This window comes from Streptomyces sp. LARHCF249, from assembly GCF_052871255.1.
In genome coordinates, this window is sequence record NZ_JBIXJQ010000016.1 from 16,233 (window position 1) to 38,172 (window position 21,940).

A 21,940-nucleotide genomic window follows, 5' to 3' on the forward strand; every position below is an offset into this window, starting at 1 on the left:
CCACCGCGAGCTTTCCGGTCCCCGCCGACAACACGGGGACCGGATCAGCCAATCGGCAAACACTTGAGCCCGGGTCAACGTGACCTGGTGTGCCCGGTGGCGCGGCCTCGGAGGCCTTGGTGGAGGCCCGGACAGGGGCCTGGGCGGAGGCCTTAGTCGAGGCCGAATCCCTCGGCCGCGAACAGGGCGTCGAGCTCGGCGTTGAGGTCCTCGACGGAGCGTTCGCCGTCGTCGGCCCCGTCGTCCGTGCCGTCGCCGGCGACGCCGAGGTCCTCGATGGCCGCCGTCGGCGTCGCGGCCGTCGTCGCAGCGGCCGCCGCCGGAGCCGGAGCGGGGAGGTTCAGCCGGCTCAGGATCAGCCGCGAGATGTGCTCGGGCGTCGGGTGGTCGAAGGCGAGGGTCGCGGGCAGCGGTACCCCGCTCTCCGTCGCCAGGCGCCGGCGCAGCTCCACCGCCATCAGCGAGTCGAGGCCGAGCCCCTTGAGCACTTCCTGCGGGGAGAGGGAGCCGGTCGAGTTCAGGCCCAGTACGGCGGCCACCTCGCGCAGCACCAGCTCCGTGACCAGGTCGGCCCGCTGGTCGTCGGGCACGGCGAGGAGCCGTTCCCGCAGGCCGGCCGGCCCGCCCGAGACGGCGGCGGGGGCCTCGGCCCGGCGCGGCCGGGCCCGTACGAGGGACCGGAACAGGGCGGGCGCCGCCCTGCCCTGGTCCACCTCGCTCTGCGCGGCCCGCAGGTCGAGCTGCAGGGGTACGAAGTTGCCGGCCGGGCGGGCGAGCGCCGCGTCCAGCAGGTCCAGGCCGTGCTGGAAACCGAGCGGGGCGATGCCCTGGCGGCGCATCCGGTCCAGTTCGGTCTTGCCGAGGTGCGAGGTCATGCCCACCCCGGCCTGGTGCCACAGGCCCCAGGCGAGGCTGGTGACCGGGCGTCCCTCGGCCCGGCGGTGGGCCGCGTACGCGTCGAGGCAGGCGTTGGCCGCGCCGTAGATGCCCTGTCCGGCCGTGCCGACGGTGCCGGCGGCGGAGGAGAAGAACACGAACGCGGCGAGGTCCAGGCCCATGCCGGCGGTCAGCTCGTCGAGGTGGACGGCGCCGGTGATCTTGGGCTCCATCACATGAGCGAGCCGCTGTGCGTCCTGGCCGAGGAGTAGACCGTCGTCCAGGACGCCCGCGAGGTGCAGGACCGCCGTCCAGGGCCGACCCTCCTCAGCAAGACCGAGCACCTTCTCCACGTCATCGCGACGACCGACATCACAGGCCTCTACCCGCACGCATTCCGCGCCTTCTTCCGTGAGCTGATGTATGAGTTCCGCGGCTCCGGGCGCCTCGGCGCCCCGCCGTGAGGTGAGTACGAGGTGCCGGACGCCGTGCCGGCGGACCAGATGGCGGGCGACCTCGCGGCCGAGCTCGCCGACGCCGCCCGTGATCAGGACGGTGCCCTGGGGATCGAGGGTGCGCAGCTCGCCGGTGCCGGCTCCGGCGGTCCGGTCGGCCGTGACCAGGCGGGCGGCCAGCAGCCGCCCGCCGCGCAGGGCGAGTTCCGGCTCGTCGGCGCAGGCCAGGGCGGCCTCGACGGCGTCCTTGGTGCTGTCCTGGCCGAGGTCCAGCAGGCGCAGGCCCTGGCCCGGGTGTTCGGCGCGGGCGGACCTGACCAGGCCCCACAGGGGTGCGTAGGCCAGTCCGTCGAGGAGGTCTCCCTCGACGGCGCCGATGCTGCCCCGGGTGGTGAAGACCAGCTCGGTGTCGGAGAGCCGCTCGTCGGCCAGCAGGGTCTGGAGCAGGGCGAGCGTGTACTCGCCGCCCCGGAACACGGCCTCGGACGGGCTCATGGCGGGCGCCCGTCCGGTCGTGTCCACGATGATGCGGGCGGGCGCCGGGCCGCCGGCGGCCAGCCGGGCGGCCAGGGCGTCGGTGCCGGGCAGCGCCTCGATGCCGAGCAGCGCGGCGAGTTCGCCGGTGCCGCCGACCACGAGGTCCGCGGTGCGGCGGCCGGCGGCGGTGGCGGCCGCCGGTACCGGCTGGAAGACCAGCCGGTGCAGGTCCTGGGCGCCGGTGGAACGGGCGGCGCGCAGCTGGTCCGCGGTGGCCCGCCGCAGGTGGAGCGCGCCGGCGCGGACGACGGGTGCGCCCGCCGCGTCGGCGGCCCAGACCCGGACGGACTGGCCGGCCTCGGACTGCTCGACGTCGATGCGGACGCGCAGTTCGCCGCTGCCCGCCGCGAACAGCTCGACGTCCGTCCACTCGAACGGCAGCAGCGCTCCCTCGGGTTCGTCCTGTCCTGCCGTCGCGCCCTTCATCACGTGCAGGGCGGTGTCGAGCAGGGCCGGGTGCACGTTGTACTCGGCGCCCGCGGCCGGGTCCGGGAGACGGACGAGCCCGTACGCGGTGCTGCCCTTGCGCCACAGTTCGGTCAGGCCCTGGAAGACGGGGCCGTAGTCGATGCCCTGGGCGCTGAAGCGGTCGTAGAACCCGTCGAGTCCGACCCGCTCGGCGCCGGGCACCGGCCAGCTGCGCAGGTCGGCGAACCCGTCGCGGCCCTCCTGCGCGCTGGGGGCGTCCGGGCCGGCGGGGTCGAGCAGCAGCTCGCCGCTCGCGTGGCGGGTCCAGGCGCGGCCCGGGCCGTCCGGGCGGCTGTGCAGGGTGATCGGGCGGCGTCCGTCGTGCGGGGCGCCCACGGTGATCTGGAGGCGTACGGCGTCCTCGATGACCAGCGGCTCGGCGAGGGTGAGTTCGGCGATGCCGGCGGCCCCGGCCTCCTGGGCGGCGGCCGTGGCCAGTTCGAGCAGGCCGGTGCCGGGGACGATGACCGAGCCGAAGACGGTGTGGTCGCGCAGCCACGGCTGGTCGGTGAGCGAGAGGCGGCCGGTGAAGACGTGGCCGTCGGCGTCGGCGAGTTCGATGCCCGCGCCGAGCCAGGGGTGCCGGGAGGCTTCCAGGCCCAGGGAGCCGGCGTCGCCGGAGGTCTGGGCGACGGGGAGCCAGAACTGCTCGCGCTGGAAGGCGTACGAGGGCAGCGGTACGAGGTGTCCGGCGCCCAGGACGCGGTCCCAGTCGAGGTCGTGGCCCTGGACGTGGAGCAGGCCGAGGTTGCGCTGCAGCTGGGCCGGGGTCCCGTCGCGACGGCTGAGCGAGCCGACGACGATGCCGCCGCGCTCGGCGCTGCCGTCGGTGAGCGGCATGGACAGGACCGGGTGGGCACTGATTTCGACGAACACGCCGTGGCCGTCGTCCAGGAGCTGGTTCAGGGCTCTGTCGAAGCGGACCGGCTCACGGAGGTTGCGGCACCAGTACGAGCCGTCGAGTTCGGCGCCGTCGGCGACCCGGCCGGTGACGGTGGAGTAGAAGGCGATGTCCGCGGACTGCGGGACGATCCCGGTGAAGCCCTCCGCCAGGGCGGGCAGCAGCGGGTCCATCTGCGCGTTGTGGGACGCGTAGTCCACATTGATCTTGCGGGCGTACACGTTCTGGTCGGACAGCTCCGCGACGATCTTCGCGATGGCGTCGGCCTGGCCCGAGATCACCGTCGAGCCGGCCGTGTTCACCGCGGCCACCGACAGCGCGTCACCGTAGGGGGCGAGGAAGCCCTCCACTTCGGACAGCGGGCGTTCGATCAGGGCCATGCCGCCCTGGCCCGCGCAGGCGAGGACCGCCTGCGAGCGCTGCGCGACGATCTGCGAGCCCTGCTCCAGAGTCAGAGCACCGCTCACCACAGCCGCGACGACCTCACCCTGCGAGTGGCCCACAACGGCGGACGGCTCCACACCGAGGGAGCGCCAGACCGCCGACAGGCCCACACCCATGGCGAACAGGGCCGGCTGGACCACGTCCACCCGGTCGAACGGCGGGTGGTCGCCCTCCTCACCGGAGAGCACCTCACGCACCGACCAGCCCGTGAACGGACGCAGAGCGGCGTCACACGCGTCGATCGCCTGCCGGAAGGTCTCGTTCTCCGCGAGCAGCGCCCGACCCATGCCGACCCACTGCGAGCCCTGGCCCGGGTAGACGAAGACGACCTTGCCGCGACGCGCGGCCGAGCCCGTCACCACCGCGTCGTGCGAAGCGCCCTCGGCCAGCGACCGCAGCGCCTCCACCAGACCGGCAGTGTCTGCCGCGACCACGCTCGCCCGCGACTCGAAGTGCGAGCGGTGACGGGCGGCCGTAGCCGCCACGTCGGCCAGCGGAACTCCGGGACGTGCCTCGGCCCAGTCCGCCCAGCGGCCCGCCTGCTCGCGCAGCGCGGCCTCGTCACGGCCCGACACGACCACCGGGTACGAAGAGGCCCTCGCCCCGGTGTCCTGGGCGGCGGGCGGGGCGGTCGCGGCGGCCGGGGGCTCCTCCAGCACCACGTGGGCGTTGGTACCGCTCAGGCCGAAGGAGGAGACGCCCGCGCGGCGCGGGCGCGACCGGTCCCGCTCCCACGGGGTGAGCGAGTCGACGACCCGGACGGGGAGTTCGTCCCAGGCGATGTTCGGGTTGCGCGGAGAGCTGTTGAGGGTCGCCGGGAGGGCGTCCTGGCGGAAGGAGGCGAGCATCTTGCAGACGCCCGCGACACCGGCCGCCGACTCCAGGTGCCCGATGACGCTCTTGGCCGTGCCCAGCCCGAGCTCGCGGCCCGGCGTGCGGCCTTCGCCGTAGACGGCGGCCAGCGCCTGGACCTCGATCGGGTCGCCCAGCGAGGTGCCCGTGCCGTGGCATTCGACGTAGTCGACGTCGGCGGGCGCGAGGCCCGCCGAGGCGAGGGCGGCGCGGATGACCTTCTGCTGGGAGGTTCCGTTGGGGGCGGTGATGCCGCTGCTGGCGCCGTCGTGGTTGATGGCGGTCGCCCGGATCACGCCGAGGACCGTACGGTTCTGCGCCTGCGCGGCCGAGAGCCGCATGAGGGCGAGCACGCCGACGCCCTCGCCGCGGCCGTAGCCGTCCGCTTCGGCGGAGAAGGTCTTGCTGCGGCCGTCCGGGGACAGGGCGTGCGAGCGGCTGAGCGCGATGAAGGCGCCCGGGTCGGCGAGCACCTGCACGCCGCCGGCCAGGGCGAGTTCGCACTCGTCGCTGCGCAGCGCCTCGCAGGCCAGGTGCAGGGCGACCAGGGAGGAGGAGCAGGCGGTGTCCACGGACAGCGCGGGGCCCTGGAGGCCGAGGTGGTAGGAGAGGCGGCCCGCGTTGAAGCTGGGCAGGGTGCCGGTCAGCGTGTAGGTGTCGGGGGCGCCGCCCTGCCGGTACTTGCCGTACTCGCCGACGCCCGCGCCGACGAACACGCCCGTACGGGAGTCCCGCAGCTCGCGGGGCCGGATCCCGGCGTCCTCGAGGGAGGTCCAGGCCGCTTCGAGGAGCAGGCGGTGCTGGGGGTCCATCGGCTCGGCCTCGCGCGGGCTGATGCCGAAGAAGGCGGCGTCGAAGTGGGCGACGTCGTCGAGGAAGGAGGCGTGGCGGGCGTACGTACGGCCCTCCGCGTCCGGGTCGGCGTCGTAGAAGGACTCGATGTCGAAGCGGTCCGCGGGCACGGTGGTGACGGTGTCGCGGCCTTCGGCGAGGACGGTCCAGAGGCTGTCGAGGTCGTGGGCGCCGCCGGGCATGCGCAGGCCGACGCCGACGATGGCGAGGGGCTCGTCCGCGTGGCCGGAGCGGGAGCCGGCCCGGGGGCCGGCCGGGGCGGCGGCGGGGGCCGCGGGGGCGAGTTTGGCGAGCAGCCAGTCGGTGGCGGTGCTGAGGTTCGGGCAGTCGAAGGCCAGCGTCTTGGGGGTGGTGACGCCGGTGCGCTTCTGGACGCCGGCGGCGAAGTCGATGGACATCATCGAGCCGAAGCCGAGGTCCTTGAACCCGCGTTCCGGGTCGAGGGATTCCGGGTCCTTGATGCCGAGTACGGCGGCGGCCTCGGCGGCGAGCACGGCCCGTACGCGGGCCGCGCGGTCCGCCTCGGGCAGGGCCAGGACGCTGCTGAGGAAGGGGTTGGTGTCGCCCCCGGCTGCGGCTGTGGCGGCGGCTGCGGCGGCCGGTGCGGTACGGGCCTGCGCGATCTCGTCGAGGAAGCGGCGCGGGCGGGCTTCGCCGTAGCCGGCGGCGGCCTTGGGCCAGTCGATGTCGGCGACGACCAGGGAGCGGCCCGAGGCGAGGGCCGCGTCCAGGGCCGTCAGGGCGCGGGCCACGGCCATGGGGGCGAGTCCGGCGGCGCGCAGCTGGGCCTCGGCTGCGCCGTGGGTCATGCCGCCGTCGGCCCAGGGGCCCCAGGCGAGGCTGAGGGCGGGGACGTCGGAGGAGCGCAGGGATTCGGCGAGGGCGTCGAGGGCGGCGTTGGCCATGGCGTAGTTGGCCTGGCCGAGGTTGCCGAGGACGCCGACGACGGAGGAGTAGAGGACGAACGCGTCGAGGTCGTGGTCGCGGGTGAGCTCGGCCAGCAGGCGGGCCGCGCCGAGCTTGGGCGCCGCGGCGGCGGCGAGGGCCTCGGTGTCGAGGCGGTCCAGGAGGCGGTCGTCGAGGATGCCCGCGGTGTGGAAGACGGCGCGCAGGGGCGGCTGTTCGGCGTCGAGGCCGTCCAGCAGCCGCTGGGTCTGGCCGCGGTCGGTGAGGTCGCAGGCGGCGAAGGTGACGCGGGCGCCGGCGGCTTCGAGGCGGGCGGTGAGCTCGGCGGCTCCCTCGGCCGCGGGGCCCCGGCGGGAGACGAGGACGAGGTGTTCGGCGCCGCGCTCGGCGAGGCGCTGGGCGAGGTGGCCGGCGAGGGCGCCGCTGCCGCCGGTGATGAGGACGGTGCCGCGGGGCGTCCAGGGGGTCGCGGCGGGCACGGTGGCCCGGCGCAGCCTGCGGGCGTACGCGCCGACGGGGCGCAGGGCCAGGTGCTCCTCGGCTCCGGCGGAGTCGGCGCCCGGCGCGTTGACGGCGTTAACGGCGTTAACGCCGTTAACGGCATTGACGGTTGCGGCGAGGCGCGGGGCCTGGGCCAGGGCCTGGGCGGGGTCGGCCGGGAGGTCGACGAGGCCGCCCCAGCGGGTGCCGTGCTCCAGGGCGATGACGTGGCCCAGGCCCCAGGCGAGGGCCTGGTCGGGCCGGGGCGCCGGGTCGGCGGGGGCGGCGTGGACGGCGCCCTGGGTGACGAGCCACAGCGGGGCGCGGACCGCGGCGTCGCCGAGGGCCTGGACGAGGGCCAGGGTCTGGGCGGCGCCCGTGGTGGTGGCCGGGTGGGCGGGGTGGGCGGTGGTGTCGAGGGGGGTGAGGGCGAGTACGCCGGCCGGCTGCCGGTCCCCGAGTTCCGCGGTGAGCGCGGCCAGCGGGGCCCCGTAGCCGGTGCGGTCGTCGTGGGCCGACAGGACGTGAACGGTGCCCCCGGCGGCGGTGAGCGCCTCGGCGACGGCGTCGGCGAGCGCCTGGGCCGCGGCAGGGGTGACCAGCAGCCAGTGGCCCGCGGCGGCGGGGGCCGCGGGGAGCGCGCCGACCGGTTCCCAGCTCTGTTCGTACAGCCAGTCGGCGACCGTGTCGGCGGAGTCCTGGCGTTCGCGCCAGGCGGCGAGGTGGGGCAGCAGGGCGGCGACGGCGGTGCTGTCGGTGACGCTGTCGGCGATGCCGAGGAGTTCGGCGACGCGGTCGGCCGCGCCGCTTCCGACGGCCTGCCACAGCGCCTCGTCGGCGGGCGGGCGGCCGCCGCGGACCCGGTCGGGGGCGTCGATCCAGTGGCGTTCGCGCTGGAAGGCGTACGTGGGCAGGTCGGTGACGGTGGCGGAGGTGCCCGTGAACACCTTGCACCAGTCGACGTCCTGGCCGTTGACGTGGAGCGCGCCGAGGGCCTGGACGAGGATGCGGGCCTCGTCGCTCTCGTCGGCCCGCTGGGAGGCGATGAAGGGGACCTCGCGCTCGACGCAGCCGGCGCCCGTCGCGGACAGCACGGCGGCGGGGCCGCATTCGAGGTAGCGGGCGATGCCGGCCCGCTCCAGGGTGGCCATGGCGTCGAGGAAGCGGACGGGTTCGCGGACCTGGCGGACCCAGTACTCCGCGGAGCGCATCCCCTCGCCGGGGGCGAGGCCGGTGTCCGACCAGGTGCCGGTGACGGTGGAGACGAGCGGGATCTCCGGGGCGTCGAACACGCACTCCTGGGCCACGTGCCGGTAGGCGTCGAGCATGGCGTCCATGTGCGGGCTGTGGAAGGCGTGGGAGACCTCCAGCCGGCGCGTGCGGCGTCCCCGGGCGGCGAACCGGCCGATGACGGCGGTGACGGCGTCGGCGTCGCCGCTGACGACGGTCTGCGCCGGCCCGTTGAGCCCGGCGACCGCGATCCGCCCCGCCACGTCCGCGAGGACGTCCAGCACCTCGGCTTCGGACGCCTCGACGGAGGCCATGGCCCCGCCGGGCTCGCAGGCCTGCATGAGGCGGCCGCGGGCGGCCACCAGGCGGGCCGCGTCGGCCAGGCCGAGCACGCCGGCCGCGTGCGCGGCCGCGAGTTCGCCGACCGAGTGGCCGGCCAGGACGCGCGGCTCCACGCCCCAGGCCTGCCACTGCCGGAACAGGGCGACCTCGACGGCGAACAGGGCGGGCTGGGTGAACTCGGTCTCGTGGACGAGCGCACCGTCGGCGCCGTCGGGGTCGGCGAACAGCACGGCGACGAGCGGGATCCGCAGGTGCCGGTCGAGTTCCGCGCACACGTCGTCGAAGGCCTGGCGGAAGGCGGGCAGCGCGCCGTACAGGGCGCGTCCCATGCCGAGGCGCTGGCTGCCCTGCCCGGTGAAGAGCACGGCCAGGTCGCCCTGGCGGGCGGTGCCTTCGGTCAGGGCCCGGTGCGGCGCTCCCTGGGCCAGGGCGCGCAGGGCCTCCGCGGCCTCGTCGGCGGTGGTGGCGACGGCCACGGCCCGGTGCTCCAGGTGCGAGCGGCGGCCCGCGGCGGTGTACGCGGTGTCGAGGAGGGTGGCCGTCGAGGCGCCGGCCAGGTGGTCGGCGAGGGCGGCGGCGTTCGCGGCGAGGGCGGCGGGGCTCTTGCCGGAAACGGTCACGGCGACGGGCGCGGTGGGGGCGGGGCGCTGGGGCCGGCCGGTGACGGCGCCCCAGTCCACGTCATAGCCCTCGCACCACAGGCGGACGGCGACGTCCTCGAGTGACCGGCGGGCGGAGCGGTCGCGGCGGCCGGTGACCAGCACCGAAGAGGGGCCGGGGGTGGTCTGCCCGGTGCCGGTTCCCGCTTCGGCCAGTGCGGTCAGGGTGCGCTTGAGGGAGTGCCGGGCGACGGGGTGCGGGGCGATCTCGACGATGGCGAGGCCGCGTTCGTCGGCGAGCGCGGTGACGGCCTCGGTGATCAGCATGGGCGCGCACATGTTGCGGGCCCAGTACGCGGCGTCGAGGGCGGTGCCGTCGGTGAAGCCGTTGGTGACGGTCGACCAGAACGGGATGGCGGCGGGGCGGGTGCGCAGGGTGCCCAGGCGGCGTTCGAGTTCGGGGGCGAGGGCGGTGAGCTGCTCGCTGTGGGAGGCGTAGTCGATGTGGACGCGCTGGCAGCGCACCCCGGACTCGGCGAGCTCTCGTTCCACGGCGGCCACGGCGTCCAGCGGCCCGGACAGGGCGGTCTGGCCGGGGGCGAGGTGGCCGGCCAGCGAGATCCGGCCGGGGTGGCGGGCGACGAGCTCGTCGGCGCGCTCCAGCGGGAGTTCGCAGAGCAGCAGGGCTCCCTGCCCGGCGGCGCGTTCGGCGATGAGCTGCGACCAGGTGCCGATGAGGCGGGCGCCCTCGGCCAGCGGCAGGGCGCCGGCCACGACGGCTGCGGCGGCCTCGCCGATGCTCTGGCCGAAGACGGTGCACGGCTCCAGGCCCCAGGCCTCCAGGGTGCGGGCGAGGGAGACCTGGACGGCGAACAGGACGGGCTGGACGACGTCGGTGCGGTCCAGCCGGGAGGTGTCGGGTCCGGCGAGCAGCTCCTCGAGGACGGACCAGCCGGTGACCTCGCGGATCGCGGTGTCGCAGGCGTCGAGTGCGGTGCGGAAGGCGGGTTCGGCGAGCAGGTCTCGGCCCATGCCGAGCCACTGGGAGCCGTGGCCGGAGAAGAAGAAGGCCAGCGAGGGGCGGGCGCCGGGGGTGCGCGGCGTACGGGTGTCGAGGCGCTCGCGCAGGGCGTCGGCGAGCTCGTCGGGGTGGCTCACGGCGGCGACGATGCGCTGGCTGCCGGCGGCGCGGGCGAGGAGTTCGGGGGCGTACCAGCCGTGGCCGGCGCGGGCGCGGGCGGTCAGGGCCCCTGCGGCCTCGCGCAGCTCCTCGTCGGTGTCGGCGGCCAGCGGTACGAGCAGGCGCCGGCGGTAGGGGGCTTCTTCGAGGGCGATGTGGGCATTGGTGCCGCCGAAGCCGAAGCCGCTGACGCCCGCGTACCGGCGGCCGCCGTGCGGCCAGGGGCGGCGCTCGGCGACGACCTCGAGGCGGCTCGCCTCGAAGTCGATGTGCGGGTTGGGGGTGTCGAAGTGGAGGCTGGCGGGGAGTTCGCCGTGGTGCAGGGCGAGGGCGGTCTTCATCAGGCCGACGACGCCCGCGGCGGGTTCCAGGTGGCCGAAGTTGGTCTTGGCCGAGCCGATGCGCAGGGGCTCCTCGCGGCCCTCGGCGAAGACACTGCCCAGGGCCTCGGCTTCGATGGGGTCGCCGAGGAGGGTGCCGGTGCCGTGGGCCTCGACGTAGGAGACGTGCCGGGGGGCGACGGCGGCGTCCTGCCAGGCGGCGCGCAGGACCTCGGTCTGGGCGCGGGGGTTGGGGGCGGTGAGGCCGTTGGAGGCGCCGTCGTTGTTGACGGCGCTGCCGCGGATGACGGCGTAGATGCGGTCGCCTTCGGCGAGGGCGTCGGACAGGCGGCGCAGGACGACGATGCCGCAGCCCTCGCCTCGGACGTAGCCGTTCGCGGCGGCGTCGAAGGCGCGGCACTGGCCGTCGGGGTTCATGCCGCCGAACTTGGTCATGGCGACGGTGGTGTTCGGGCTGAGCATGATGTTGACGCCGCCGGCGAGGGCGAGGTCGGACTCGCCGGAGCGCAGGCTCTGCACGGCGAGGTGGGTGGCGGTCAGCGAGGAGCTGCAGGCGGTGGCGACGGCGAGGGCGGGGCCGTGCAGGCCGAGGGTGTAGGCGATGCGGGCGGGGATGATCGAGTTGTCCCAGCCGGTGGCGGAGTGGGTCTCGATGTCCTGCGGGTCGGCGCCGGTGGCCAGGTGGTACTCCTGCGCCATCGTGCCCATGAACACGCCGGTGCGGGTGCCCTCGAGGTCGCCGTGGACGATCCGGGCGTCCTCGACGGCGGCCCAGGCCGTCTCGAGGGCCATGCGCTGCTGGGGGTCCATCTGGCGGGCTTCGGCGGGTGAGATGCGGAACAGCTCGGCGTCGAAGCCGGCGACGTCGTCGAGGAAGCCGCCCCAGCGGGTGGTCATGCGGCCGGGGGCGCGGGGGTCCGGGTCGAGCCACTCGTCGGCGTTCCAGCGCTCGCGCGGGACCTCGCGTACGGCGTCGATGCCGTCGAGGAGGCTCTGCCACAGCGCGTCGGGGGTCTCGATGCCGCCGGGCAGCCGGCAGCCGAGGCCGACGACGGCGATCGGTTCCTGCGCGTGCGCGCGGGTACGCGTGCGGGGGGAGGCGGCGCCGGCCGCCGCGGGGTGGTCGTCGCCCGCGAGGTGTCCGGCGAGGGCGGCCACGGTGGGGTACTGCCAGGCGACCCAGGCGGGGACGGGGCGGCCCAGCCACGTGGCGATGCTCTCCAGCATCGCCACGATGGAGACCGAGGTCATTCCCAGGTCCCGCAGGGAACGGTTCTCGTCCACCGACTCGGCGCCGATCTCCAGGAGTCCGGCGATCGTCTCCCGCAGCCGGGCGGCTATGTCCGCGGCGACGGGCACGGGTGCGGCAGCGGTGCCGCTGTTCACCTGGGCGTTGCTCATCTGGGCATCCTTGGAGATCGTTCGAACCGAGGCCTCGGCAGAAGGCAGAAGACGGGGAGGCCGGGCGCGGCGACGCGCCCGGCCGTGAGGGTCAGTCCCGGCGGCCGGTGACGGCCGGCTCGGCGGTGCCCGCGGGGGCGGCGGGTGCGTTGCCCGGCTCAGGGGTGAGCGGGCCGCTGCCGCCGTACTGGGCGCGCAGGGCCGGGCTCAGGGTGCGGGACCCGGCGATCTGGGCGTAGACGCCCACCGCTTCGGTGGGGGTGCGCTTCATGGTGGTGCGGTCGACGGCGTAGAGGCCGAAGCGCGGCTTGTAGCCGCCGAGCCACTCGAAGTTGTCCATCAGGCTCCAGTGGTAGTAGCCGCGGACGTCGACGCCCTCGGCCCGGACCCGCTGGATCTGCTCCAGGGCGCGGACGATGAACTCGGCGCGGCGCGTGCCCGAGGCGGTGGCCATGCCGGACTCGGAGACCAGCAGCGGCAGGCCCTTGTAGCGGCGGCTGAAGTCCTTGAGGACGGGGTAGAGGCCCTGCGGGTCCGACTCGTAGCCCATGTCGGGGATGAAGTACGTCGGGTCCTTGAGCGGGAAGCAGGGCGGGGCGCCGCACACGTCGACGTTGATGACGGGCAGGGTGGTCGGCCCGGGGGTGGTCGGATCGGTGACGCCGGTGCGGTCGTAGAGCTGGATGCCGAGCCAGTCCAGGGTGTTCTTCCACTCCGGGTGCTGCTCGTCGGGGGTGCCGTCGTAGTTGGCGTCGAAGGTGCCGTTGCGCAGCGAGTCGAGGAAGTTCAGCTCGAAGAAGCGGCGGAAGCGGTCCCGGGCGGCGATGTCGCGGGGCTCGGTGCTGATCTTGCCGTCGCGGACGGCCTCGTACTGCTTGACGCTGGCGGTCAGGCCGACGCTGGCGCCCGGGTCCACCTGCTTGATCGCCTTGTACATGGCGGCGTGCGCGGAGATGTACGTGCGCACGGCGGGCGCGAACTTCGTGTCGAAGTTGGTGGGGAGGTTGGCCTTGCCGGGCGGGCCCGCGCCGAAGGCGTGCGAGAACATCATGTACACGCCGGGCTCGTTGAGGGTCACCCACTCGCGGACCCGGTCGCCGAACCGCTGGGCGAGCAGCGTGGAGTGGTCGGCCATGGCCTTGACGACGAGCGGCCCGCCCTGGGGGTGGTCGAGCCCGCAGAGGTTGGTGTCCGAGGGGCCGGCCGCGCAGGTGAGGTCCTCGGGGTTGTCCACCCACACCGGGTTGGCGAAGTGGTGGATGGTGACGACCGGGCGGATGCCGCGGGCGACGAGGGCGTCGATCACCTTGTTGTAGTGGGCGATCGCCTGCTCGTCGATCTGGCCGCGGCGGGGTTCGATGCGCGCCCACTCGATGCCGAAGCGGTACGAGTCCACCTTCAGGGCGGCGATGAGGTCGATGTCCTCGATGGCCAGCGTGTAGCCGTCGACGCCCTCTCCGACGGCGGGGCTCTTGCCCATGCCGCCTTCGGCGACGGGCTGGGTCCACTTGTACCAGTCGGTGTGGGTGTTCTGGTCCTCGATCTGGGTAGCGGAGCTCGAGACACCGAACCGGAAGCTGCCCTTTCCGAACGGCGAGGAGAGGGAGCCCGGCTGGGCGAACCGCGCCGATCGCTGGGCCAGGGAGGATGCTTCCTCGGCGGCCGCCGTGGGGGCCACAAGTCCTGCGGTGAGGAGCACCGCCGCCGCGGTCTGCAAAAGTCGTTTCACGATGCCTTCCAGAGGGGGCCGAGGGCTGAGTCGTCCGCCCCCACCCTCGTGAGACCGTCTCGAAGAGCGCTGGAGGCGCCGTACAGCCGCGAAGGGGCCTACCGCCGGGCCGTGTTGGCCGCTGCTGCTTCATCGGGGGACTGCTGGCCGCCGGCCTGCTCGCCGCCCGGCCCGGCTCAGGGGCCGGCCGCTTCGACGTTGTCGACGGCGGTCGAGAACTCGCGGCCGTTCGCGCCGCGGATGTAGGCCAGCTCCACCCAGTGCTCGATGCCGGTGGCGGAGACGTTCTCGTTGATGACGGCCATCAGCTCGCCCTCGACGCCGGAGGCGATGTCGCGGACGCGCTTGCGGAGCAGGCGGTGCGGCACGTACGCGTACGCCTCAGCCATCGGACGGCCCCTCGGTACCGGGGAAGCGCTCCGGGCCGGCGTGCGCGCGGTCGAGGAGCTCGGGGCGGGGCCCGGCCGCCGCGCAGATGCCCACGTGGGCGTCATCCGGGGTGTCGATGCTGAGCACGCCTCGGGTACAGCGTGGCGTGGTGCGGCTGGTCACAGAGGTCACTCCCCTACCGTCGTCAGCGGGTGGTCAGGACGACCGTAGGGGCGGGCTCGGTGCGGCAGGGACACAGATTGTGCCCCCTTGGTTACGCCGTCAGCAGGCCGAACCTGGTAGCGAGTTCGGATGCCCTGCGGCGCCGGGCGGGGCTCTTGGCCTCGGCCTCCTCCAACACGATGCGCTTGGCGTATCCGTTGTACTGGACGGTTTCCGGTGCCGCCTCGTGGGCCTGCGCCAGCGTGGCCAGTGCCACGTCGGGCTGCGCGTCCAGGTGGTAGGCGCGGGCCTGCTCGATCCGGTGCCGGGCCCGTCGCGGCCGGGACGGGATCGCTTCGGCCTCCGCGCGGGCTGCCTGCCGCGCCGACTCCCCTCCGGCGTGCAGTTCCACGGCCACCGTGACGGCGTGCGCGCCGATGACTGCCCGGGAGAAGGAGGTCACGGGGTGGAAGTACCCTGCGGGCAGGCCCTCGGCCAGTGCCCGGGCCTCGTCCCAGTACCGCCACGCCGTACCCGTTTCGCCGCGCCGGGCCGCGGTCAGCCCGGCCTCGACCGTGAGTGCGCCGGCCACCGCCCGTACGTCCGCTCCGGCATCGGGGAGGAGCGGCTCCAGGTAGCGGAGGGCCTCCAGGTTGACGGCGTCCGCCGCATCCAGGTGGGCGCTCTCGCGGTGCGCCTGCGTGGTCAGCCACGCGGCCAGGCCGATGGCGTGCGGGTCCTCGGAGTCCTGCGCGGCCATCATGCCGCGCTCCGCGACCCGCCACACGAGGGGGGCGTCGGGCTGGTAGGCACAGAAGAACTGGGCGAGGAAGTACACCTGCGCCAAGGATGCCTGTGCCGCCTTGCGGTCGGCGACCGTCTCGGCCTGCCGTACGGACGCCTGCGCGTCGCGGACCAAGTCGGGAAGCAGGGAGCCGATGACGTCGCGGTGGTTGGGAGCGGAGTGCCGGGCCGACCATGCGCGGGCGAGTCGGGCTGACAGGTGCGCGGCGGGCGGGGCTTCACGGCCGCCGCCGAGTTGCAGCGAGTTGAGGGCCTCGCGCACTGCGGCGAAGCGGGGATGTCCGGGGCCGGTGAACAGACTGACCTGCAGGGACTGATCGCCGGTGAGGTCGGACAGGTCCCGGACCCGCAGCACTTCGGCCAAGCGGAGGATGACGGGCAGGTGGGGTGTCTTCAGACGCCCCGTTTCGAGAGCTTTGACCCACGAACCGGACCGGCCGGTGAGACCGCCGAGTTGGTCGCGGGTGAGTCCTCTCCGGGTACGGAGAATCAGGAGTCTCTGGCCGAAGAGCAACTGATCGCGGTACGGGTCCGGCGTAGCTTCGGTGGACATGGGCCTTGCCCCTCTCCTTGCAGCTCGACCTTGACAGGGTATGGGGCAGGGCCGCCTTCGGTGTCCCCTGCGACGGCACGCTCGGCGTAGGTATCCGCCGCAGGGTGCCATCCCAGCGGCCGGCCTGCTGATCTCTTCCAACCAGACGGCAACACCTTCGGCAGAGCTAGCCTCGGCGCCAGATGACGTAGTGGCGCTCCCGGACATCCCGGTCGACGTGCCAGCCGGGCGGGGCGTCGCGCCAGCTGTCGGTGGCCAGGGCGCTCTCGTCGGAGAGGGGGAGCGCAGCGACGTTGGCCTGGGCCGGCACGGCCTCGTTTTTGTTCAGGGCGCGGGACCAGACCCGGCCGTCGAGCACCATGAACGTCATCGTCGCGCGGATCTCCCAGACGAGGCCGTCGTCCATCACCATCCGGTCGCCGGGCCGGATGCCGGCCGCCTCGATGAATCCGCTGGCGATCCACTGGGTCCCGCTGGTCCGGGGCTTGGTGATGTGGTCGGTGACGGCCGCGCTCCCTGCGCCGGCGAACACGGCCAGCGACATCCCGATGGCGCCGGTGGCGAGCGCGGCCCTGTGGTTGCCGCCGAGCAGGCGCAGCATCAGGACGACGGCGAGCACGATCAGGGCGATCACGGTGGTGCGGCCGGCGTGGAAGCTGCCCCAGTCGCCGTTTGCGGGCCAGAGGCTGGCGAGGAAGGTGGAGTCCGGCAGGCCCCAGAGGACGAAGTGGGACGTGTGAAGCTCCTTGCCCGCCATGTGGAGCAGCACCGCCATGAGTGCCAGCGTCACACTTGAGGCGGCCGTGCCGAGCGCGGCGATCTTTTTCCAGCCGCGGACGTGGTAGAGCGCCGCCATCGCGACCAGCACGTACACCGCGGCCAGCGGGGACAAGTAGCGGGCGTAGGTGATGGTGTCGATCCGGCCGTCGGCGGGCAGGCCAGCGGCCGCCGCCAGGGTGATGCCGCCCAGCAGCGCCACCATCAGGAAGGCGACCACACGGTTGGCCAGGCTGAACCGCTTGCTGAACACCGCGTATACACAGACCACGAGGGCCAGCGCGCCCAGACCCCACGTGGAGGTCATGAAGTACCAGAGGTGGCCGATCGCGCGCATGAAAGTGCGGCGCATCAGCCGGGTGTTCGCGAGGGTTTCGAAGACGGCGTTGCCGACTTCGCTCGGGCGGGCACCGTCAATCCGCGACATCAGCCAGGCGGTCATCAGCCGCTTGACGACGAACAGAACGGCCAGCATGGCCAGCGCCAGCGTACTGGCCATGCGTGGTGCCCAGTTGAAGGCCAGCGCCACCAGCAGCACCACGGCAGTCAATGCGATGATCACACCACCACGGTCATGGGTGAGCAGGCAGTACCCGGCGGCGAAGCCGGCCAGGAGGCCGAACCAGCCCCTGCGGCGCCCGCTGCCCTCGGAGAAGAGGCCGTGCACACCGATCAGCCACAGCATTACCAGGACCGGCAGTGGGGTGTCGGCCATCGCGTACTGCGTGTAGAAGAGCACCGTCGGGAGCATCACCGCGGCAAGGCCGGCGGCGTACGAGACCGGCCGGGAGATGTTCAGACAGCGCAGTGCCCAGTACGCGAGGGGAAGCATCAGGCAGCTGATGAGGGCGTTGATGCCCATGATCAGGTGGTACGCGTGAACCGGGTCCTGGGTGATGCGCATGGCCGGCGAGATGAGCAGCGAGTACCCGCCTGGGATGATCTGATCACCGGGAATCTCGGTCGTCGGTCTGCCGGCCATGATTCTGGCCATCACCAGGTACATCTGCTCGTCCGGGCTCACCGTCGGGTGGTCCTGACCGGTGACCAGGGAGAGCCGGAAGAGCACGTTGAGCGCGTATCCGACGGCGAGCGCCGACGGCACCACCCAGCGGGCCTGCCACCACCCTGCGCGGGGATGGCCGTCCGCCGAGGGATCCCCCGCGCAGCGGGCGTCTTCGGTCCCGGCAGTGGGCGAGGGTGTCAGTTGCGTCATAACCAGATTTCCGTGAGATGCCTGCACTGCGGAACGCCCGGCTGTAGCACGACCCCTGACAGGCGTACGCCGATGCGCACCAGGCCGGTGAAACCGTCAGCCGAGGCGCCGGCCCCGCCCTGTTGGACCGCGGAGCGAGGCCAGCATCCCGGTGCGACGAAGGGTCAGCCACCAGCCCCGAGGGGCGAGGCCAGGTCGGCGGTGTGCCAGCGTTGTGCGTTGGAGGTGTTGCAGTCGGACAGGGCGAGTTGGCTGCCGTTGTCGATGCGGGCGTTCGGGAGGTCGAGGCAGCGGCCGGACTGCGGGTTGTAGAAGCCGCTGGTGGCCGTGGGGAGCCACTGCTGGCCACCGGCGCCGTCACAGGTGGCGAGCTGGACGAGGGTGCCGTTGGCGGTGCCGCCGCCCGCGGCGGTCACGCACTTGCCGACCACGCGCATCTCACCGTTCTCGCGGATCTCGAACAGTTGGGGGGCGCCCGGGTCAGTGTTGCAGTCCCAGATCTGGATACGGTTGCCCTCGGCCGTGCTCCCGTGGTTGTCGTCCGCGCATTTGGTGCTGCTGACCGCCGAGACGAGGGTGGTGCTAGTGGCTGAGGGGACGGTGGAGTGGTTGTAGACGGCCACGTTGCTGATCCGGCCCTTCCAGAAGGATGTGGGCTGGCCCCGGTCCTTGAAGCGGCCGAGGACGAGGGGTCCGGTGGCGCTCCAGGCGTTTGACTTGGGGTGATGGCCCGTGCCGGCGAGGGTGCCGTTCACGTAGAGGGCGATGAGGCCGGTCTGGTCGTCGTAGGTGGCGGTGAGTTGGGTCCATGAGCCGGTCCGGACCATGGCGGCGGCGTTCACGACTGCGGTCTGGTCGTAATCCCAGACATCGGCATCCTTCTTGGCCATTCCGAAGCGCCAGGTGCCGTCCTGGTCGTGCCAGAGGACGAGGCCGCTGGAGCGCTGACCCTCCTGAGCCAGGAGGGGTGAGGGCTCGTTGGAGTTGGCCCAGGTGGAGATCGTGAAACTGCGGGTGGTGTCGACGGCCGGGCCGGCCGCGGTGACCGTGCCGGTCGTGCCGTCGAGCGCGACGACCTTGGTTGCCGTGCCGTTGACGGTCTCGTCGGTCCAGGTGGCGCCGGTGGCGCTGAGGGTGGCGTTGCTGCGTCCGCGCAGGTCGGCAGCGGTGCTTCCCGTGCCTTCGTTCAGCTTCCAGTGGGAGCGGGAGATCCGGGCATCGCCCATGGTGTGACCGGTGCGGAGGCTGCTGACCTTCCCGGAGGTGGCGACGCCATCCCAGGTCATCAGCCGGTGGCGGCTGTCCAGGCCCCACAGGTCGGGGACGCCGTCTGCGCTGGTGTCGCCGGAGGAGCCGATGACGGGATGGGTGGCCGCTTTGAGGCCAGAGCCGATCTTCGTGCGCTTGGTGTGGTCGCCGAGAGCTGCCGGATTCCCGGGGACGTTGGCGTATTGGTAGACGTCACCCGTGCTGTTGTCGCGGGCCCAGAGATCGGGAAGCCCGTCACCGGTGGCGTCGCCGGGCGCGATGAGGGTGAGGTTTTCCCAGCCAGACAGGCTCAGAACGAGCACGATGGGATCGCGCAGCTCGCCCGTCGTACCGGCACCCTGCAGAAGTACCAGCTGCGCGGCGCCTGTGCCGCCGCTCTCCACGGTGAGGAGGTCGTTGCGAGGGGTGGCACCGGCCTCCGGCAGGGCGTCACCGACGGCCAGGAGCTGCTTGACCCTGGTCCAGTCCTCCGCGTACTCGCTGCCGCAGGTTTGGCCGGTGGCAGCGACGGTGCAGTCCTCTGCGTAGGGCCGCTGTACCGGTACGGACTTGGCGGAGTTGTAGTACAGGCCTCCGTTTGCCGCGAGGCCGCCCTGGGTGAGGGAGTTGCGGTAGAGCCTCAGTTGCCCGTCCCTGTGGACCCACAGGTCATCGATACGGATGCCGTTTCCGCCGCGGTGGGAGGTGAGTGTGCTTCCACCCCATCCCTTTCCTCCGGGGCTGTTCGCCACGTTCGAGGCGAGTACTCCGCCCGCTGCGGGGTCGACCGCGGTCGGGTAGACGACAAGGTCCCCGTTTTGCGTGGGTGCGATGAAGTCGACGCGCTCGTCGCCGGTGATGTCGCCGAGTGTCGTCTTGGCTGCCGGATTGTCAGGGACGTAGAAGGTGTAAGTCTGCTGCTGGGAGCGGTTGCCCGCCCGGTCCACGGACTGGACGCGCAGGATGTTGGTGCCCCAGGTCGTGGGAGTCAGTGGGATGGCCGCGGCGCCGTCGGCGGACGCATCAACCCGGTTCGCGCCGCCGACGGGGATCGTCGAGTTGAAGGACCACTCGTAGTACAGGACACCGCTGAGGGTGTCGGTGGCCTTGACCTGGAAGGTCCCGGGCTGGCCAATGTGCTTCGTGGAACCCGGCAGGGTCCCCGACGGCGGGTACTCGGCGGAGGTGACGACCGGGACCGACGGCGGCTGGGTGTCCATGGTGAAGGTGCAACCGGCCACCCAGCTGGATGTCATGTCGCCGTCGCCGCTCTGCACGTGCCACGTGTAGGAGTGGCCGTCCAGCAGGCCGGTCGGGTGTGCGGAGACCCAGTGGGTTCCGCTCGCCTGGCCGATCCAGCCGCTGTCGAAAGCGAGGCTGGAGTCCGCGGTGTCGTGGATCAGGAAGCGGGCATCGTTCTGCTGTCCGTCAGGATCGCCGACCCAGGCGCCGATGCTCAGGCCAGCGTAGTTGGTGGCGCCGACCCAGCCGCAGCCGTTCCCGTTCGGGTTCTGGGGTGCGGGAAACGTGCCCAGTTCCCACGGGTTGTACGGGGCGCGGTTGTACTCGATGTAGAGGAACGGCAGGTTGTTGCGGTCGCGGGTAAACCTCTTGAAGGAGGTGTTGCCGCTGGTCTTGGACTCGTTGGAGGCGAAGAGGCCGTAGGTGACGCTACCGCGCCACTCGTTGGCGGCGAGGTGCTCGCGTACGTCCCACTCCCCGCGCGTGGTCGCGTCCGGGCAGCCGGGGCCGCCCGCGCTGTTCAGCGAGGTCGTGCGCAGGACCTCCCAGTCGCGGGGCTGGGTGCTCCAGGAGATGTCGGAGAGCAGCGGCTCGGTGGAGTGCAGGTCCACGTTGTACGTGTTGCTGCAAGTGGCGTCGGCCGCGTACGACTGGATTGCGGAGAAGGCGGCCTTCTTGATGCTCTTGTCCCGCAGGTCGCTGGTGTCGACCTGGACGTAGTAGCGCTCCAGGCCGGTCCGGGTGCGCCACCGCTGGTAGCCGACGCCCGGGTCGTAGGTGTCGCTGTAGTCGTCGTAGCTGACGGTCGTGGGGTAGGCCTCCTGGACCCAGGCCCAGTGCTGGGTGCCACGGTTGGTGGGCTGCCAGGCCGGGTCGATGTAGACCGGGTAGGCGGTGGCGGGGTCGCTCAGGAAGGAACGGTCCGGAGTGAGGGTGACGGTGTCCTTGCCGAGGTCGGTCTGGAGCCGGGTGACCTTGGCGAAGTCTCCCGGTCCATCGCTGTCCGAGACGGGCTTGGCCGCCTCGTCGGCCGTGGCAGGCGGCGTGCCCTCCGAGCCCGTGACTGCCTGGGAGAACGCGGTGGCCTTGGAGGGCTTGGCCGACGGAGCCTGGACGGACGCGGTGGAGTCCCACATGGTCGGCGCCGGTGCCTGGAAGACGGTACGGCCCGCGGCATCGGCGGCCTTCAGGTTGCCGTTGACGTCCGCGGAGACGGTGACGCCCTCGCCCTTGAGGCCGGTGGCCAGCTTGGCGAGCTTCGGGTGCTTGGCGGCCTCGGCGGACTTCACGACGAGGATCTGGGAGATGCCGCCGCCCTCGTCGGCCGTCACCCTGAGATCGGTGCCCGGGACCACTTCGCGATAGACGGCACTGTCCCCCTCGAGCAAGGGGGCGGGAAGAGGATCCGGCCAGCTGAGTACGAGCTGCTTGCCGTCCTGGTTCAGGGTGGCCAGCGGCGCGGTACCCCCACCGGACAGGATCAGGCTGCTGGCCGTTGCCTTCGGACGGAGTGAGCCGTCGGCCGCCTTGACGAGAGTGGCATCGAGGTCGACCCACTCGCCGCCGCGCTTGGTGCGTAACGGGGCGACGCTCCGGGTCATACCCAGAGTGCCGTCCGGATTGGCCGTCAACGTGTCCGTCTCGGTCGTCGCAGCCGCCACGGGCACGGGCTTCCCCGTCCGTTTGGCCTCCGCCAGGGCGGCGTTCTCCGCGCGCTCCCGCTCGGTCGTCGGTCGTTCAGGCGGTGTCTGAGCGCTCCCCGCGCTCGACTTCTCCGCCGCTGAGACGGCTGGTCCGGCGCCGACCGATGCGACGGACAAGGCCAGAGCGACCAGCCCCGCCAGCGCGACCGGCCGGCGGACCGGTCGCATTTCTCTTCGTATGCCCCCCACGGCAAACTCCCCGATGTGATCGTTACCGACAACTGGGCCTGAACGCTAACAGCCTGGCGGCGCAGACCGTTGCCAATATGAATT

Annotated in this window: 7 protein-coding genes; all 7 read right to left on the bottom strand. The window is 72.9% G+C overall.

The annotated features are described in order from the left end of the window. Positions 1-152 precede the first annotated feature (152 nt). The 7 genes from ACIPUC_RS33110 to ACIPUC_RS33140 all read right to left on the bottom strand — a co-directional run bounded on the left by ACIPUC_RS33110 (position 153) and on the right by ACIPUC_RS33140 (position 21,565). Positions 153-11,864, bottom strand: coding sequence for an SDR family NAD(P)-dependent oxidoreductase (locus tag ACIPUC_RS33110; RefSeq protein WP_446594083.1), 11,712 nt, complete (start codon positions 11,862-11,864; stop codon positions 153-155). 91 nt (positions 11,865-11,955) lie between these two features. Further along, positions 11,956-13,593 carry a glycoside hydrolase family 1 protein gene (locus ACIPUC_RS33115; protein ID WP_446594084.1) on the bottom strand — a complete coding sequence of 546 codons (1,638 nt, stop codon included), beginning with the start codon at positions 13,591-13,593 and terminating at the stop codon, positions 11,956-11,958. Positions 13,594-13,769: 176 nt separating this feature from the next. Beyond that, positions 13,770-13,982, bottom strand: a complete 213-nt coding sequence (locus ACIPUC_RS33120) for a hypothetical protein (protein ID WP_446594085.1) — start codon at positions 13,980-13,982, stop codon at positions 13,770-13,772. After that, positions 13,975-14,109 carry a hypothetical protein gene (locus ACIPUC_RS33125; protein ID WP_446594086.1) on the bottom strand — a complete coding sequence of 45 codons (135 nt, stop codon included), beginning with the start codon at positions 14,107-14,109 and terminating at the stop codon, positions 13,975-13,977. The genes ACIPUC_RS33120 and ACIPUC_RS33125 overlap by 8 nt, the downstream gene beginning before the upstream one ends. A 127-nt stretch (positions 14,110-14,236) precedes the next feature. Further along, the gene (locus ACIPUC_RS33130; RefSeq protein ID WP_446594087.1) at positions 14,237-15,481 is read right to left on the bottom strand and encodes a helix-turn-helix domain-containing protein; all 1,245 of its coding nucleotides are present in this window, start codon (positions 15,479-15,481) and stop codon (positions 14,237-14,239) included. Positions 15,482-15,647: 166 nt separating this feature from the next. Beyond that, positions 15,648-17,474: a hypothetical protein gene (locus tag ACIPUC_RS33135; RefSeq protein ID WP_446594088.1), complete on the bottom strand. Its 1,827-nt coding sequence runs from the start codon at positions 17,472-17,474 to the stop codon at positions 15,648-15,650. Positions 17,475-17,638: 164 nt separating this feature from the next. Then, positions 17,639-21,565, bottom strand: a complete 3,927-nt coding sequence (locus ACIPUC_RS33140; protein WP_446594089.1) for a ricin-type beta-trefoil lectin domain protein — start codon at positions 21,563-21,565, stop codon at positions 17,639-17,641. Positions 21,566-21,940: the final 375 nt, after the last annotated feature.

Bases quoted from the DNA above. Each gene is read 5' to 3' on its own strand.
- ACIPUC_RS33110 (WP_446594083.1), bottom strand. From the start codon at position 11,864: ATGAGCAACGCCCAGGTGAACAGCGGCACCGCTGCCGCACCCGTGCCC.
- ACIPUC_RS33140 (WP_446594089.1), bottom strand. From the start codon at position 21,565: ATGACCCGGAGCGTCGCCCCGTTACGCACCAAGCGCGGCGGCGAGTGG.
- ACIPUC_RS33120 (WP_446594085.1), bottom strand. From the start codon at position 13,982: ATGGCTGAGGCGTACGCGTACGTGCCGCACCGCCTGCTCCGCAAGCGC.
- ACIPUC_RS33130 (WP_446594087.1), bottom strand. From the start codon at position 15,481: ATGTCCACCGAAGCTACGCCGGACCCGTACCGCGATCAGTTGCTCTTC.
- ACIPUC_RS33135 (WP_446594088.1), bottom strand. From the start codon at position 17,474: ATGACGCAACTGACACCCTCGCCCACTGCCGGGACCGAAGACGCCCGC.